This is a genomic window from Mesorhizobium neociceri, assembly GCF_013520985.1.
GTDB classification, from domain to species: Bacteria; Pseudomonadota; Alphaproteobacteria; order Rhizobiales; family Rhizobiaceae; genus Mesorhizobium; species Mesorhizobium neociceri.
This window is the reverse complement of record NZ_JACDTY010000005.1, coordinates 238,320-253,587: the sequence shown is the minus strand read 5'-3', so window position 1 is coordinate 253,587 and position 15,268 is coordinate 238,320. Positions and strand designations below refer to the sequence as shown.

At 63.2% G+C, this 15,268-nt stretch carries 13 protein-coding genes; 8 read left to right on the top strand and 5 right to left on the bottom strand.

Going from position 1 to position 15,268, the window contains the following annotated elements; genetic code table 11:
- Window positions 1–6 precede the first annotated feature (6 nt).
- Complete coding sequence (locus tag H0241_RS13570; RefSeq protein ID WP_181058140.1) at window positions 7–849, top strand: efflux RND transporter periplasmic adaptor subunit; 843 nt, start codon at window positions 7–9, stop codon at window positions 847–849.
- Window position 850: 1 nt separating this feature from the next.
- Here the strand turns inward: H0241_RS13570 and H0241_RS13565 are convergent, their stop codons facing one another.
- On the bottom strand, window positions 851–1,387 hold the full coding sequence (locus H0241_RS13565; RefSeq protein WP_112619196.1) for a TetR/AcrR family transcriptional regulator: 537 nt from the start codon (window positions 1,385–1,387) through the stop codon (window positions 851–853).
- A 144-nt stretch (window positions 1,388–1,531) separates the two neighbouring features.
- On the opposite strand from H0241_RS13565, the gene H0241_RS13560 reads away from it, so the two are divergent.
- Together H0241_RS13560 and H0241_RS13555 are read left to right on the top strand one after the other, a co-directional pair.
- The gene (locus tag H0241_RS13560) at window positions 1,532–2,845 is read left to right on the top strand and encodes an efflux RND transporter periplasmic adaptor subunit (protein ID WP_181058138.1); all 1,314 of its coding nucleotides are present in this window, start codon (window positions 1,532–1,534) and stop codon (window positions 2,843–2,845) included.
- Window positions 2,842–5,925, top strand: coding sequence for an efflux RND transporter permease subunit (locus tag H0241_RS13555; protein ID WP_181058136.1), 3,084 nt, complete (start codon window positions 2,842–2,844; stop codon window positions 5,923–5,925). The genes H0241_RS13560 and H0241_RS13555 overlap by 4 nt, the downstream gene beginning before the upstream one ends.
- A 161-nt stretch (window positions 5,926–6,086) precedes the next feature.
- Here the strand turns inward: H0241_RS13555 and H0241_RS13550 are convergent, their stop codons facing one another.
- Window positions 6,087–6,548, bottom strand: a complete 462-nt coding sequence (locus tag H0241_RS13550) for a L,D-transpeptidase (protein ID WP_181058134.1) — start codon at window positions 6,546–6,548, stop codon at window positions 6,087–6,089.
- 344 nt (window positions 6,549–6,892) lie between these two features.
- Between H0241_RS13550 and H0241_RS13545 the strand changes: the two genes are divergently transcribed.
- Together H0241_RS13545 and H0241_RS13540 are read left to right on the top strand one after the other, a co-directional pair.
- Complete coding sequence (locus tag H0241_RS13545) at window positions 6,893–7,225, top strand: hypothetical protein (protein WP_181058132.1); 333 nt, start codon at window positions 6,893–6,895, stop codon at window positions 7,223–7,225.
- 33 nt (window positions 7,226–7,258) lie between these two features.
- Window positions 7,259–7,429 carry a hypothetical protein gene (locus H0241_RS13540; RefSeq protein WP_181058130.1) on the top strand — a complete coding sequence of 57 codons (171 nt, stop codon included), beginning with the start codon at window positions 7,259–7,261 and terminating at the stop codon, window positions 7,427–7,429.
- 194 nt (window positions 7,430–7,623) lie between these two features.
- Here H0241_RS13540 and H0241_RS13535 read toward each other — a convergent pair whose 3' ends face one another.
- Window positions 7,624–8,328 carry a response regulator transcription factor gene (locus H0241_RS13535; RefSeq protein ID WP_181058128.1) on the bottom strand — a complete coding sequence of 235 codons (705 nt, stop codon included), beginning with the start codon at window positions 8,326–8,328 and terminating at the stop codon, window positions 7,624–7,626.
- A 45-nt stretch (window positions 8,329–8,373) separates the two neighbouring features.
- On the opposite strand from H0241_RS13535, the gene H0241_RS13530 reads away from it, so the two are divergent.
- Window positions 8,374–9,150: a response regulator gene (locus H0241_RS13530; protein ID WP_181058126.1), complete on the top strand. Its 777-nt coding sequence runs from the start codon at window positions 8,374–8,376 to the stop codon at window positions 9,148–9,150.
- Between the two features lie 35 nt (window positions 9,151–9,185).
- Complete coding sequence (locus H0241_RS13525; protein WP_181058124.1) at window positions 9,186–11,273, top strand: PAS domain S-box protein; 2,088 nt, start codon at window positions 9,186–9,188, stop codon at window positions 11,271–11,273.
- Between the two features lie 232 nt (window positions 11,274–11,505).
- On the opposite strand, the gene H0241_RS13520 is transcribed toward H0241_RS13525, so the two are convergent.
- A complete protein-coding gene (locus tag H0241_RS13520) occupies window positions 11,506–11,886 on the bottom strand; it encodes a hypothetical protein (protein WP_181058122.1) in 381 nt (126 codons plus the stop codon).
- A 518-nt stretch (window positions 11,887–12,404) separates the two neighbouring features.
- Between H0241_RS13520 and H0241_RS13515 the strand changes: the two genes are divergently transcribed.
- The gene (locus H0241_RS13515; protein ID WP_181058120.1) at window positions 12,405–13,607 is read left to right on the top strand and encodes an aromatic ring-hydroxylating oxygenase subunit alpha; all 1,203 of its coding nucleotides are present in this window, start codon (window positions 12,405–12,407) and stop codon (window positions 13,605–13,607) included.
- A gap of 204 nt (window positions 13,608–13,811) precedes the next feature.
- Here the strand turns inward: H0241_RS13515 and H0241_RS13510 are convergent, their stop codons facing one another.
- The gene (locus H0241_RS13510; RefSeq protein ID WP_181058118.1) at window positions 13,812–15,224 is read right to left on the bottom strand and encodes an aminotransferase; all 1,413 of its coding nucleotides are present in this window, start codon (window positions 15,222–15,224) and stop codon (window positions 13,812–13,814) included.
- Window positions 15,225–15,268 lie beyond the last annotated feature (44 nt).

The following is a 15,268-nucleotide window of genomic DNA, read 5'->3' as shown; positions in this document are numbered from 1 at the left end:
TGAACCATGAAGCATGACCCTATGAAGCCGATCGCAGCTATGGCCACCGTCATCCTCTCTCTCGCCGCCTCGGCCGCGAGCGCCGAGGAGATGACGTTCGACTGCCTGGCTGAGCCGACGCAGCGCGTTCAGGTCGGCAGCCCGGTCACCGGGTTGCTGGCCTCGGTCGATGTCGGCCGCGGCGCCCGCGTCAAGCCAGGCGATGTTGTGGCGCGGCTGGAATCGACGGTCGAGGAGGCCAATGTCGCGCTGGCGCAGGCGCAGGCTGAAGCCGACGAAGCGATGCAGGCGCAGCAGACACGGCTGACGCTTGCCGAAGCTGATCTGGCGCGCTCGAAGAAACTGGTGAACTCCGGTTCCGTCGCCACCTCGAAGGTCGAGGAGTTGCAGGCCACCGTCGAGATCGCCAAGCGCGACCTCGACACCGAGAAGCGCAAGATGCTGCTGGCCGGGATCCAGCTTCGGCGCCAGCAGGCATTGCTCGACCGGCAAAGCATCCGCAGCCCGATCAAAGGGTTCGTCGCCGAGCAGAGCCTGCGCGCCGGCGAGTTCGTGCGCCAGGACAGCCCGATCATGACAATCGTGCAGATCGATCCACTCTATGTCGAAGCCTATGTGCCGGTCACCCTGTGGGGAAAGATCATCGTCGGTTCGCATGGCGGCGTCGTTCTCGACCAACCTGACCACAAGCGCCGCGACGCCTTCGTCACCGTGGTGGACAAGGTGTTCGATGCAGCCAGCGGCACCTTCGGCGTACGCCTTGAACTCGCCAATCCGGACGACTTGATCCCCGCCGGCCAGCGATGCCAGCTGTCTTTCGACGCCGCACCGGCAGCCACGAAGCCCTGAGTTAACCAGCAATCTCCAGCAGGGCCGATACGAGCAAGCGGCGTTCGTCGGCGGACAGCACGTCGGAATCGAAGAGGTTCATGCTGCGCAGCCCTTCGATGGCCAGGAAGCAGACCAGCAGCGCCTTGAGGTCCGGCGTCTCGCTCTTCAGCCGCTGCAGAAGCTGCGACTTGAAGGCTTTTATCGGCGTCAGGAAATCCGGATCCTCGGCGATCGCCGAGAACATCCACGAGGCCGTCGGTTTCGGCTCCTCGCAATCATCCGCTGAAAGCCGGATATAGGTGGCAAGCAGGCTCTCGCCGCTGGCGCCGGCGACCCGGCCCGATTCCAGCGCCAGCTCGAAGGCGCGCAGGTAATTCTCCACCAGGCCCTGCATCAATTTGGCCTTGGTCGGAAAGTTGTAAAGCAAGCCGCCTTTCGACACGCCGGCGCGGCTGGCGACGGCATCCAGCGACAGGCTGCCGGGGCCTGCCTCGCGTGCTACATCGGCGGCGGCAGCGAGTATCTTGTCGCGCGAATTTGCCCTTCGGGTCTTCATCGGTCCCTTCCCCCACAGGAGCCTAGGCGGAATTGACAAGACCGTCCAGACGGTACAGTAAGTTCGCCGTCATTTGTAATCGGGACCTGCCGTCGCGTCCCGTTATTCGGCTATTTTGCCTGACACCGGCCTAGGGGGCAATTCGTGAAGCGCATCATCTCCATCATAGCAATTCTGCTCCTGCTCGCTCTGGTGTGCGTCGGCGTTGTCGGTTTCAACCTGTTCCGTGACAGCGCCATCAAACAGTATTTCGCCACCATGAAGCCGCCGGCGACCACCGTGTCGACGGTTGTGGTCAAGCCTTCCGACTGGACGCCGGGCGTCGAGGCGATCGGCACGGTGCGCGCCGTGCGCGGCGTCGACCTGACCGTCGAGACCAGCGGCATCGTCAAGGACATCCTTTTCCATGCCAACCAGAAGGTGCCCGTTGATTCTGTCCTGCTACAACTCGATGACGCCGTCGAACGTGCCGATCTCGTGGCGGCCAAGGCGCAATCCGTATCCGACCAGACGGCGCTGGAACGCGCGCTGGAACTGCAGCGGCGCGGCGTCGGCACGGACGCCACGCTCGACACCGCGCAGGCGGCTGCATCGGCCTCCGCCGCGCAGGTCAACAAGCTGCAGGCCGTGCTTGATCAGAAGCAGTTGACGGCGCCGTTCGCCGGCACTGTCGGCATACCCAAGATCGACCTCGGCCAATATCTCTCGCCCGGAAACGCGGTGGTGACCTTGCAGGATCTGGACACCATGCGGGTCGATTTCTCGGTGCCCGAACAGCAGTTGCCACTGCTCGAGATCGGCCAGACGGTGCGGCTCGGCCTCGGCGGCAGCGGCGGCGGCGCCGACATGCCGTTTGCCGGCGCCGTTCGCGGCATCGACCCCAAGATCGACGCTTCGAGCCGCCTGGTGTCCGTCCGCGGCGAGGTCGCCAACCCTGACGGCAAGCTGACGCCCGGCCAGTTCGTCCAGGTTCGCGTCGAGCTGCCGCGGGAGAAAAATATCCTGTCCTTGCCGCAGACGGCATTGACGTCGAGCCTCTATGGCGACTTCGTCTTTGTCGTCCTGCCGGCGAAGCCAGCTGAGGCGGGCGCAGCTCCGCCGGCCAAGGCCGAGGACCAGAAGCCGGCGGCCGACAAACCGGCCGACGATACTGCAAAGCCGCAGGCCGAGGCCGCCAAGCCCACCGCCGACGCGGCGGAGTCCACGGACAAGCCCGCCGACAAGGACGCTGCCGATGCCGGCAAGCCGGCTGAAGAGGAGAAGCCGGCGCTTGTGCTGTCGCAGGTGTTCGTGAAGCCCGGCCGCCGCAACGATGGCATGGTCGAGATCGTGGAAGGCATCAAGGCCGGCGACGAGGTCGTCACCGCCGGTCAGAACCGTCTCTTCAACGGCATGTCCGTTGCGGTCGACAACACCATTGACCCCAGCAAGTCGGCGAACCAGCAGGCTCAGCAATGAACTTTTCCGACATCTTCATTCGCCGGCCGGTTCTCTCCACCGTCCTCGCCTGCATGATCCTGCTCCTGGGTTTCCAGGGCATCTTCAACCTGTCGATCCGGCAATATCCCAAGGTCGACGAGACGGCGATCACCATCACGACCGCCTATCCCGGCGCCAGCGCCGACCTGATCCAGGGCTTCATCTCCGCCCCGATCGCGCGTGCCGTCGCATCGACCGAGAACATCGACTACGTCACCTCGTCGAGCCGGCCGTCTTCGAGCACCGTGGTCGTCCAGATGAAGCTCGGCTCCAACCCCGATGTCGCGCTGACCGAGGTGCTGTCGAAGGTGCAGGGCGTGCGCGGCACCTTGCCTGACGCCTCGAAGGACCCGGTTATCGTCAAGGGCACCGGTCAAGAGTTCGCGATGATGTACATCTCGATGCAGAATCCGAACATGACGAAGGAGCAGCTCACAGAGTATATCGAGCGGGTCGTTCGGCCGCGCATCTCGACGGTGGAAGGTGTCGCCGACGTGCAGATCTTCGGCGCCGAGGAATATTCGATGCGCGTCTGGATCGACCCGATCAAGCTCGCTGCGCGCGGCGTCACCGCGGCCGAAGTGCTGACTGCGATCAACAACTCCAACTTCCTGTCGGCGCCCGGCAACACCCAGAACGAATATGTCGTGTCCTCGATCACCGTTCGCTCGACGCTGCAGACACCGGAGGCTTTTGCCGAGCTTCCGCTGCGTTCGACCGACGGCCAGGTGGTTCGGTTGCGCGACGTCGCGCGCGTCGAACTTGCCGCCGAGAGCACCGACACGAGGGTGAGCTTCAATGGCAAACCCGGCACCTTCCTCGCCATCTTCCCGACGCCGGCCGCCAACCCGCTGACGACGGCGGAGGCGATCCACAAGATCGTGCCTTTGATCCAGGACACGCTGCCGAAAGGCATGACCATCGAGATCGTCTACGATTCCACCGAGCAGATCAGCGCCTCGATCGACGAGGTGTTCAAGACCATCGCCGAGGCCGTCGCCATCGTCGTCGTGGTCATCCTGTTATTCCTCGGCTCGTTCCGCTCGGTGATGATGCCGATCGTGACCATCCCGCTGTCGCTGGTCGGCGTCTGCTTCCTTTTGTTTGCTGTGGGATATTCGATCAACCTTCTGTCGTTGCTGGCCATGGTGCTGGCCATCGGCCTTGTCGTCGACGACGCCATCGTGGTGGTGGAAAACATCCATCGCCACATGGAGGAAGACCACATGTCGCCGATGCAGGCGGCCTTCAACGGCATGCGCGAGATTTTCTCCGCTATCGTGGCAATGACCATCACGCTCGCTGCCGTGTTTGCGCCGCTGGCCTTCACCGGCGGCCTGACCGGCGCGCTCTTCCGCGAATTTGCAGTGACGCTCGCCGGCTCGGTGGTGCTGTCCGGCCTGATTGCCGTCACCATTACGCCGATGATGGCCGCACGTCTCCTCAAGGCCGGATCGCACAGCCGCTTCCAGCGCATCGTCGACGGCACCTTCAGCCGTGTCGAGCATGTCTACGAGCGGGCGGTCACCGCCTCCTTGAGAAATCGGCCGGTGACGCTGCTGATGGTCGTGGCGCTGGTGGCGCTCACCGGCTTCATGTTCACCAAGACCTCGAGCGAACTGGCGCCGGAAGAGGATCAGGGCTTCCTGCTGTCGATCGTAACGGCACCGCGCTATGCGACCTCGGACTACACCGAGACCTACGTCAACCAGATCCTCGGCCTGGTGAAGGACATTCCCGAGACCAGGGCGCAATTCTCAGCCGTTGCCTTTGGCGGTGCGACCAACGGCGCCTTTGTCGGCTTCGCCTTCAAGGATTGGGCCGAGCGTCAGCGCAATTCAAAGGAGCTTCAGGCCGACATCCAGGGACGCCTCGCCAAGGTCGCCGGCGTCGAGGCCTTCGTCTTCGCGCCGCCGACGCTGCCCGGCTCCGGCGGCGGCCTGCCGATCTCCATGGTGGTGCGCTCGACCGGCGGTTCCGCCGAGGTCTACGAGGCGGCCGAGCAGATCAAGAACAAGGCGCAGGCCTCCGGTCGCTTCATCGTCGTGCAGAACTCGATGTCCTTCGACGCGCCACAGGTGACGGTGACCATCGACCGCGACCGCGCCGCAGCCCTCAACCTGCCGATCGCCGACATCGGCCAGACGCTGACGCTGCTGGTCGGCGGCGCCGAAGTGGCGCAGTTCGACCGCGACTCCAACAGCTACGACATCATCCCGCAGGTGCCGCAGGAATTCCGCGACAATCCCGAGAAGCTCGGCGAATATTTCGTGCGCAGCGTGACCGGCGAGATGGTGCCGCTTTCGGCGGTGGTGAAGATTTCGACCAACGCCGCGCCGGCCGCGATCGAGCAGTTCAACCAGCTGAACTCGGCAACGATATCAGCGCTGCCGCTTCCCGGCGTCACCACCGGCGACGGGCTGCAGACCCTGGAGAACCTTGCCAAGGAAAGCCTGCCCGACACCTTCTTCATCGATTATTCCGGCCAATCCCGGCAGGAAAAGGAGCAGGGCAACACGATCCTGATCGCGTTCGCGGCCGCCGTCATCGTCATCTACCTGGTGCTGGCAGCGCAGTTCGAAAGCTTCCGCGACCCGCTGATCATCATGATGGCGGTGCCGCTGTCGATCTTCGGCGCCATCGTGCCGCTCAATCTGGGGCTTGGAACGCTCAACATCTACACCCAGGTTGGCTTGATCACACTGATCGGCCTGATCACCAAGCACGGCATTCTTCTGGTCGAGTTCGCCAACCAGCAGCGCGAGCTGCATGGCATGCGGCGGCGCGATGCGATCGTCGCCTCGGCCAAGGTGCGCCTGCGGCCGATCCTGATGACGACGGCGGCGATGGCGCTCGGCGTCGTGCCGCTGATCGTGTCCAGCGGCGCGGGTGCCGCGGCGCGCTATTCGATGGGCCTGGTGATCTTCACCGGCATCCTGGTCGGAACCATGTTCACCCTGTTCGTGGTGCCGATGTTCTACACTTTCATCGCCAGCAAGGACCTGCCGCACCACGCCGAAAAGCCCGACCCGAAGCTGATGCCGGTGCACGCCGACTAAGCGCTTCGTGGAACTGCCAAGTGCAAAGAAAAAGACGCCGGAAACTTCCGGCCTCTTTTTTTGACTGGATTGATTGCCGCAAAGCCCTGATGGAGCTTCGGGGGAGCCTGCGGTGAAGCGCGGCGTCGGCCAGACTTCACGACCGCTCCAACCGCAGTCTGCTACTTGACGATGACGATGCTGGTGTTGGTCGGGCCGAAGGTTTCGACCAGCTGGTAGAAGTCGGCGGCATTGTCGGGATGCAGCCGCACGCAACCATGCGACGCCGGCTGTCCCAGCCGCTTGATGGCGTTGGTGGCATGCACGGCGTAGCCACCGCTGAAGAACACCGAATGCGGCATCGGCGCGTTGTCGTATTTCTTCGAATACCACATCTCATGCATGCGGGTCGGCTTGAACGAGCCGGTCGGCGTGACATGCGCCCTGTCACCGGTCGAGACCTTCCAGGCGAAGGTCGGCCGGCCGTCGACCAGCACTTCCATGGTCTGTTGCGACAGCGAAACACGCGCCACGATCTGGTTTGCCGCGGCGTGCGCCGTGCTGTTGGCGGCGCCAAGCAGGAGCGCGGTGCCGGCTGCGGCGGCGGTGACGTTGATGAGTTTGGCGGAAATGGCTTTGTACATGATGGCTCCCCTTTGCCGGCCCGGCCGGCGTCAATTCGATGACCGCCTTATCCCAACGTCATGTTTCAGGCTGACTTCGCTTGATGCTCGTTTGTGTTTCGAATCTGTTTCCTCTGGTTAACAAGCCAGGTCGGTCAAGGGAGGAGCCGAGGGGTGCTTTCTGTCTGCCCGGCTCAATCTCGATCATGATCCCAGCCGCCAAACGAAAGTACAAATATCCTTATATGAAAGGAGTTTGACCTCGCTCGAAACCGACTTGCAACAAAGCGCGGCGCGGGCGGCATGATCTGGTTACAGGCCAACGGCACAGTCATCCCAACGAGAACAGCCGGCGCCAAACGAAAATGAGCATCAGATCGACCACCCTGTCCTGGCTCTTCAGGATAAGCATCGCCGCACTTGTCATCGGCGGCATCGGCACAGTAGCCGGCACCCCGATGACGAAACTGGCGGCCATGAATTCGGGTGAGGTTTCGACGCTGCATGTCGCGCTGTTCCTAGCCTTGGTCTGGATTGTCTCCAGTCTGCGCATCAACCGTCTCAAGGCCTTCTGGCGGGTCGGCCTTGGTTTGAAGTGGATGCGCGGCCCCTCCGGCAACTTGCTGCCGAGAGGACCGAAGGCCCGCGCCGCAGCGGGGGGCTCCGTGGGCGGCGCGGGCACTTCGGGTTTATCCTGAAGTACCCGCGATTCTGATTTTGGGGGATAACCAATGAAGACGAAATCTGCTGCCTCGGTGCTTTCGGCGCTGCTCTTCGCACAAGGCCTGCTCGGCTTTGCCGGTCTCGCCACGGTTCTTCTGAAGAACCGCGCGCATGCCGCCAGCGAAATCGAAGTCGCCAGCGAATTGCCGCCGGGACCATCGCTTCTGGTGGTGCGCTAAAGCCTATGCATGGCGCCCAAAATTGCGCAGCGGTTTTGGGTGGACCGGCAAATAATCTTCTATTGCCCCCAGAGCAGTTCACCGTTTCACGGAAACGGCGACCCGCTCTATCTATTGGTTTTTACGCAATTCCCAAGGGAAAGCGCTACGCGCTTTTCCCCGGAAAACCGCATCACACTTTTCCTGGAATTGCTTTAGTCGACGCGCTGCGTCGGCGGGTCGAACCGGTAGCCGGCGCCGCGTATGGTGATGATGGTTTCGGTGTCGAGCTTGCGGCGCAGCCGCACGATGCGCGAATCGATCGAGCGATCGAAAGCATCCGCGTTTTCGGCCGGCGCCGCCGCAATGATGTCGTCGCGCGTCAGCACCTTGCGCGGGCTGGCCAGAAACAGCCTCAGCAGCGCCACCTGACCAGGCGACAGCTGCTCTTCCGCACCCGAGCGGTGCATAACGATGGCCGACCGCAAATCGACGGTGGCATTTTCCAGCACGATCAGTTCCTGGGCGGACCTGCCACGCCGCGTCAACAGGCCGCCAATGCGCGCGGCAAGCTCCCGGACATTGAGCGGGCTTTCAACGACGTCAGCGGCACCGAGCTCGAGCGCCAGCACCTTGTCGACCAGATCGGCCGGCCGGCAGATCAGGATGAAATCCGGCCCGGCCTTCCCATCCACGCTCTGGCCGCCGCCATAACGCCTGAGCAGGTCCCGCCCCTCCGCCTGGCTGACGCTGTCGCCGACGATGACGACATCTATGCCTCCGGCCGAGAGCAGGGATTCAGCTTCCCAGGGTTGCCGCGCCTCACGCACATCATGGCCACGCCGGTCGAGATGGTCGGCAAGATCGCCGGCCACCACATCGGCGACGGAAACCAGCGCGATGACGGATCGTGCAGCCATATTTTCTTCCCCTGCCCCTGCAACCGCATATGAGTGCTGGACATCATGTTTATACCCAATCTACTTTCCGCTGAAAGCGGGAGCGAGGCCATAGTGCGGGCACGAATTGTCATCGTCGAGGACGAGCCCGATCTCAGGGACGCAGTCGCCGAGTATCTCGGCGCCAATGGTTACGATGTGACCCAGGCCGGAAGCGCCGCCGAGGCGCGCACCTTGCTGGAGACCGAAGCGTTCAACCTGGCCATTCTCGACATCGCCATGCCCGGCGAGGATGGCTTGTCGCTCGGCCGCTGGCTGCGCTCGAAAATGCCGATCGGCATTATCTATGCCACGGCCGCCGGCACCGCGCTCGACCGCATTGTCGGGCTGGAGCTTGGCGCCGACGACTACATCGTCAAGCCCTATGAGTTGCGTGAGGTGCTGGCCCGGGTCCGCTCCGTGCTGCGCCGGGTTCCGCAACCGAGCCCGCCGCAGGCCGCGAAGGCGCAAGCCGATGGCGGGCGCCGGCTGAGCTTCGGTCAATTCCAGGCCGACCTCGACGGCAGACTTGTTACCGGCGCCAATGGCGCCGTCATCGACATGGCCAAGAGCGAGTTCGACGTGCTGGAGGTTTTCCTGACCCGCGCCAACCGGCTGTTGACGCGGGCGGCGATCTCCGAGGCGATCGGCTTCGTCGAAGACCCGGAATCGTCGCGCGCTGTCGACATCCGCATCATGCGGCTGCGCAAGAAGATCGAAACCGATCCGGCCAATCCGAAATTTTTGCGCACCGTGCGCGGCGAAGGCTATATCTTCTCGCTTCCGACCGGCGACGGGCACTGAGCCCCACCACCCAAGGCCCTATATAGATGGCTGACATGACCGCTGAACCAGCACGCATGGACCTGAAGGGCGTTCGACAGGGCGCGGCGATGGCGGCCGTGCGTGTCGTTCGCCGGCTGCGCGAGGCCGGCGACTGGCAGCGCGAGATGGACACCATCTTGGAGACGCTGTGCGTAGCCATGCACTGCCAGCGCGGCATTCTGTTCAGGCTGCGCGAATTGCCCGGCCAGGGCTTTGCCCAGTCGGTCGCCGCCTACTGGATCGACCCGCGCTTCGGCGGCGAACTGGCCTCGCCGACGGTGATCATGCAATCGATCGTCGACAACGACCCGCTGCTGGAGCGGGTTGCGGAGGACGAGCGGCAAGGCAAGATCTTCGCCGGCCACACGCGCAACCTCGACGGTTTCCTCAGGACCGATTTCGAAAAGCAGCACATCAAGTCGTTCCTGTCGGTGTCGGTGTTCGCCCACGGCCATCTGTGGGGCACGCTTGCGGTCAATGACTGCGTCAGCGAGCGTGAGTGGACCGACGAGGAGGAGGCTGCGCTGCACATCATCGCGCTTGCCATCGGCGACGCCATCGAGCGGTCGCCGTCGGACGCCCATGCCAGCGAAGTCATCCGCCGCACCATGTTGCAGGCCTCGCTCGACGCCATCATCGTCATCGACGAGACCGGCTCGATCATCGAATTCAATCCGGCCGCCGAAAAGATGTTCGGCTTCCAGCGCAGCGACATCCTCGGCAAGGACCTGCTCGATACGGTGGTGCCGGAATATTACCGCAAAGGCTACGCCTCGGGGGCCGAATATATGTCGGGCCGCGGCGCGCCGATGGTTGGCCAGCGACTGGAGACGGTGACCCAGAATGCGGCTGGCGAGGTGTTTCCCATCGAACTGACGGCAACCGAGATGCGGGTTGCCGACCGCCACCTCATCTTCGGCTCGATCCGCGACCTGCGCGACAAACTGCGCGCCGAGGAAGAGATCAACCGCCAGCGCGAGAAACTGCACCAGAACGAGAAGATGGCGGCGATGGGTTCGCTGCTGGCCGGCGTTTCGCACGAGCTCAACAACCCGCTCGCCGTGGTCGTTGCGCAATCGACGCTGCTGCATGAATTCGCCACTGACCCGCAGACCAAGGTGCGCGCCGAAAAAGTGCGCGCCGCCGCCGAGCGCTGCGGCCGCATCGTCAAGAGCTTCCTGTCGATGGTGCGCCTGCACCCCGCTGCCCAGGCCGAAACCGATCTCAACCAGGTCATCCGCGCCGCACTCGAAGTGACCGCCTATGGCGCGCGCTCGAGCGGCATTATCATCGACACAGATTTTGCGCTCGGCCCGCTCTTGGCGATGGCCGATGCCGACCACGTGACGCAAGTGGCCGCCAACTTTCTGATCAACTCCCAGCACGCTCTGGCCGGTATTGGCGGTGACCGCCTGATCAAGGTGCGAACGTTTCGCAGCGACCGCGGCAATCCCGGCTTTTCAGTCGAAGACAATGGACCGGGCATTCCGGAGGCGATCCGCGGCCGCATCTTCGAATCCTATTTCACCACCAAGCCGGTCGGCGTCGGCACCGGCATCGGCCTGTCGATCTCGAAATCGATTGTCGAGCGGCACAATGGCAATGTCTGGTTCGAGGAAGTGTTGCCGCGCGGCGCGCGCTTCGTCATCCAGCTGCCGGCGATCACCAGCGGCGCAGCCGCGGTCGGCGAAAGCCCTGCCCGTTCCAGCGGCTTGCGCCACGCACTGATTATCGACGACGAACCCGACGTCGCCGGCTCGCTCTCCGACATCCTGGAATTGATGGGCATCAAGTCGCGGATCGTGCCGGTCTGGACATCGGCGGCCGCAACCCTGACCGGCCACATGCCACCCGACATCGTCTTTTCCGACCTGCGCATGCCCGGCATTAGCGGCATTGCCATCTACCGCGAATTGCTGGCCGAGAAATCGGCGCTCGCCAAACGCTTCGTGCTGGTCACCGGCGACCTGATCGGCGCCAAGGCCGAGATCGAGGCGTTGCCGGCGCAACAGCGGCCGCAGATCCTGGAAAAACCCTTCTCGACGCTCGACGTCCGTGGCGTGCTCTCGGCAATAGCCGACCAGGTCGCCGCCGCCGGCTGACTCTTCCCGAAGCTGGGGCCGAGGGTTAGGCGAGATTCAGGTCAGGCCGAGTCGAGGGTGGTGGCTTTCGAGAACCGGAGCGGAGCGTACTTAAGTACGCACCGGAAGCGCAGGAGGCCGCCATCCGCAGGCCGGCCTCACCTGAATATCGCCTAACCCGGAAAAAAAGAGGCTCCCAACCGGCAGGACGGCGGGAGCCAAAAAGGAGCGCGGGAGGAAGCGCTCGGGAGGTTCAGAAAACGTTGGGTGTCGTGGTCAGCGGCGCGGCGTTGGCGATCATGCGGACGGCACGAGCCTTGTGCACGCCGGACTGGGCGGCGATGACGCGCAGGCAGTCCGCGCTCTCGGCTCCCCAAGCCTGGCCTTGGCAGGCAAAATCGATTTCCGCCTCTGGCAGCCGGGCGGTCTTGATGGTGGTCGGCGCGCCCTCGACGACATTGGCCGGCGGGTTGAGCGAAGCAAAGGCCGGACCGGAAGCCGGCGTCAGGAACAGAACGGCAAGGGCGCAGGCGCCCAGCATCGAGAACATCACGACCGGATGGTCGCTGGCGCGCTGGCGCAGCGCCAGTTTGGCGCCCCGTTCGTTGCTGGTAGTCTCGGCTTTCGTAAACATTGTTGCTCCCCTTCGTTTTCTTATTAAACGAACTTAAACGCGCCCGGTAACCGGCGAATGATGCGCTTGGCTTGCCCGCGTAACAGGTTTGAAACAAGAAACTCGGGCATATCCGGGCATATCCGGGCATGTGCCGACGGCAGGATTCGTTTGCGGAGCTGTTTCATGCGCGCAATCAATTCGTTGACGACAGGCGGGCCGTGAACGCAGCAAAGCCTACTGCTGGCCAGTCGAACTATGAACAAGCTCACACTGCGGATTGAATTTGCGCACGGCAGGCATTTTTTCGTCTCCGAGCAGGGTCGCTTTTGCACGCCCAGCGGGGCCAAATCCGCATGCTGGACGGCCGTTTCAGGACCCCGGTTAACGCCCGGATTTTCCGGGATTTTCTTCGATCGAAGCGGCTCCGAGCTGGCTCGATTACATCGTCGAGAAACCGATCGATTTTCACAAGCCATTGCATTTCAATGCAAAATATGATTTTATTGAATGAGTATTCAACAAAAGAAGAGCTTTTTATGAACCCGCACCTCCGTGACGTGGCGATCCCCAATGATTGGGACCGGCGGGGCCTGCCGGGTTGGAGTTATCACTCCGACGCGCTTCTCGAACTCGAGAAGGAATATGTCTTCCGCAACCATTGGCAGATCGCCGGTCATATCTCCGACGTGCCGAATGCCGGCGACTATCTGACCATGGACGTGGTCGGCGAGCGGGCGCTGATCGTGCGCGGCAAGGACGGCGTCGTGCGCGCCTTCAACAATATGTGCCGGCATCGCGGCAGCCGCGTCGTCGCCGACAGCCAAGGCACCTGCAAGAATGCGCTGGTCTGCCCGTTCCATGGCTGGGTCTACAATCTCGACGGCACGCTGCGCGGCGCAGCCCGGCCGCGCTCCTTCCCGGAACTCGACAAGACCGAATTCGGCCTGATGCCGCTCGACCTCGAAATCTGGATGGGCTTAATCTTCATCCGCTTCCGCAAGGGCGGCCCACAGCCTTCAGTGGCCGAACTGCTGAAGCCGATCGAAGCCGAGATGACTCACTACAATGTGGCCGAGATGGTGCCATCCTGGGGTATCTGGACGCAGAAGTCGCCGGTCAACTGGAAGTCGGTGCGCGACGTCGACAATGAAGGCTACCACGTCGCCATGGCGCATCCGGCGCTGCAGGATCTCTACGGCGCGACCTATTTCGACGAGCCGTTCATCAACGGCGTCTCGCGTTCCTTCGCCACCTACAATCCGCATGCCGGGCGGCGCTGGAGCGTGCGCGAATACATCAAGCTCACACCTGACGCTTCGCATTTGCCGGAGCACCTGCGCAGGGCCTGGATCTATTACGGCATCTTCCCCAACAACGCGCTGTCGATCATGCCGGAATCGGTGCAGTTCTACCAGGAGTTCCCGCTGTCGACCGGTGAGACGCTGCTGCGTGGCGCCATCTACCGCTACCCAGACGAGACGCGCGAACAGGCGGCGGTGCGCTACCTCGCCTACCGTATCGACCGCGACACCATGAACGAGGATGTGCAGCTTTCGGTGTGGTCGAACGAGTCCATGATTTCGGAGGCCTTCGAGGGTTTTTACCTCTCCGACCTCGAATACGGCGTGCGCACCCACCATGACCATCTGCGCAAGCAGATCCCGGTTCTGGGCCTGGAGACGGCGCCTGAGGAAAAGGACATGTGGAACCTCAACGACGCCATGCGGTCGCAGGTGTAAGGCGGATGGTGAAGCTGCCAATCTCCCCCCTCGTGGGGGAGATGTCCGGCAGGACAAAGGGGGGCGCGAAGGATCGCCAGCCTCTCGTTACTCGCGATCACCCATACTAGCTAAAGTGTGTTGTTACGAACGGACAGGCCGGCGGGACAGTGCCCCCCTCTGCCCTGCCGGGCATCTCCCCCACGAGGGGGGAGATTAGCTCCTTCACCCCTGCCACACCCCTTCTTTCCTCAAATCATCCATCGTCCGCGAAATGCCTTCGCGCAGGATGGCCACCATGTCGTCGATCTGCTCGCGCGTAATGATCAGCGGCGGCGACATCACGCACATGTTGATCAGCGGCCGCACCAAAAGGCCGAGTTCATGGCAATGCGCGTCGATGCGCTTGCCGACATCCTTGTCGAGCTGCAGCGGGTCCTTGCTTTCGCGGTCGGCGACGCATTCGACGCAACCCATCAGGCCCATGCCGCGGACTTCGCCGACCAGCGGCAGGTCCTCCAGCGTCTTCAGCTGCGCCTGGAAATAGGGCGCGACCTCGCGCGTATGGGCAAGCACGCTGTCTTCGAGGATGTCGAGGTTCTTCAGCGCCACCGCGCAGCCGATCGGATGGCTGGTATAGGTCAGGCCATGGCCGAACATCGCGTCGGGATGGTTTGAGCGGCGCATTTCCTGAAGCAGCCGCTCCGAGATGATAACGCCGCCGAGCGGGAAATAGCCTGATGTGACGCCCTTGGCGAAGGTGATCATGTCGGGGTCGATGCCGAACACGTCACCGGACGCAAAGACATGGCCGAGCCGGCCGAAGCCGGTCACCACTTCGTCGGAGACATAGAGGATGTCGTTGTCCCTGCAGATCTCGCGGATGCGCTTGAGATAGCCATCCGGCGGCACGACGACGCCCCCCGAAGCCTGCACCGGCTCACCGACGAAGGCGCCGATCTTCTCAGGCCCAACGCGGGCGACCGTGTCGCGGAACTGATCGACCAGGAAATCGCAGAAGTCGGCGATGCTCATGCCCTTCGGCCGCCGGAACGGATCGGGCGAGGACAGTTTGACCACCAGATGGTCGGCGCCGTCCATCCAGTCGCGATCGCGCGGCCGTCCGTTGAGCGAGGCCGACAGATAGGTCGAGCCGTGATAGGCGCCGCCGCGGCTGAGGATCAGCTTCTTTTCCGGCCGTCCGCGCACATTGTTGTAAAATTGCATGAAGCGCAGCGCCGTCTCGACAGCTGAGGAACCACCGGTGGTGAAGAAGGTATGGCTGAGATCGCCCGGCGCGTGATCGGCGATGCGCTTGGCAAGCTCGGCCGACGGCGCGTTCATCGTGTACCAGGGCGTGTTGTAGGACAGCATCATCGCCTGGTCGTACATCACCCTGGCCAGTTCCTCGCGGCGGTGGCCGACATTGATGCACCACATGCCGGCCGGCCCGTCGATCAGCCGCTTGCCTGTGACGTCGGTGATGTAGATGCCGTCGCCCTCGCCGATCAGCGCGCGCGCTTCATTGCCGACCGAGCCGGCATAGGGCCAGGGCTGGACAAGATGGCGCTTGGCCAGCTCGACTGCATCGTCGTCGCCAGCCATCTCCATCGCTCTTAGGTCTCTTGCAGCCGCCATCATTGCCTCGCAGGTCTGGAGCGTAATTTTTACCGGACACGAAA

What these genes read in the sequence shown, in the direction of transcription:
- H0241_RS13570 (WP_181058140.1), top strand. Translation starts at nt 7, where the DNA reads ATGAAGCATGACCCTATGAAGCCGATCGCAGCTATGGCCACCGTCATC.
- H0241_RS13565 (WP_112619196.1), bottom strand. Translation starts at nt 1,387, where the DNA reads ATGAAGACCCGAAGGGCAAATTCGCGCGACAAGATACTCGCTGCCGCC.
- H0241_RS13555 (WP_181058136.1), top strand. Translation starts at nt 2,842, where the DNA reads ATGAACTTTTCCGACATCTTCATTCGCCGGCCGGTTCTCTCCACCGTC.
- H0241_RS13550 (WP_181058134.1), bottom strand. Translation starts at nt 6,548, where the DNA reads ATGTACAAAGCCATTTCCGCCAAACTCATCAACGTCACCGCCGCCGCA.
- H0241_RS13545 (WP_181058132.1), top strand. Translation starts at nt 6,893, where the DNA reads ATGAGCATCAGATCGACCACCCTGTCCTGGCTCTTCAGGATAAGCATC.
- H0241_RS13540 (WP_181058130.1), top strand. Translation starts at nt 7,259, where the DNA reads ATGAAGACGAAATCTGCTGCCTCGGTGCTTTCGGCGCTGCTCTTCGCA.
- H0241_RS13535 (WP_181058128.1), bottom strand. Translation starts at nt 8,328, where the DNA reads ATGGCTGCACGATCCGTCATCGCGCTGGTTTCCGTCGCCGATGTGGTG.
- H0241_RS13530 (WP_181058126.1), top strand. Translation starts at nt 8,374, where the DNA reads ATGTTTATACCCAATCTACTTTCCGCTGAAAGCGGGAGCGAGGCCATA.
- H0241_RS13525 (WP_181058124.1), top strand. Translation starts at nt 9,186, where the DNA reads ATGACCGCTGAACCAGCACGCATGGACCTGAAGGGCGTTCGACAGGGC.
- H0241_RS13520 (WP_181058122.1), bottom strand. Translation starts at nt 11,886, where the DNA reads ATGTTTACGAAAGCCGAGACTACCAGCAACGAACGGGGCGCCAAACTG.
- H0241_RS13515 (WP_181058120.1), top strand. Translation starts at nt 12,405, where the DNA reads ATGAACCCGCACCTCCGTGACGTGGCGATCCCCAATGATTGGGACCGG.
- H0241_RS13510 (WP_181058118.1), bottom strand. Translation starts at nt 15,224, where the DNA reads ATGGCGGCTGCAAGAGACCTAAGAGCGATGGAGATGGCTGGCGACGAC.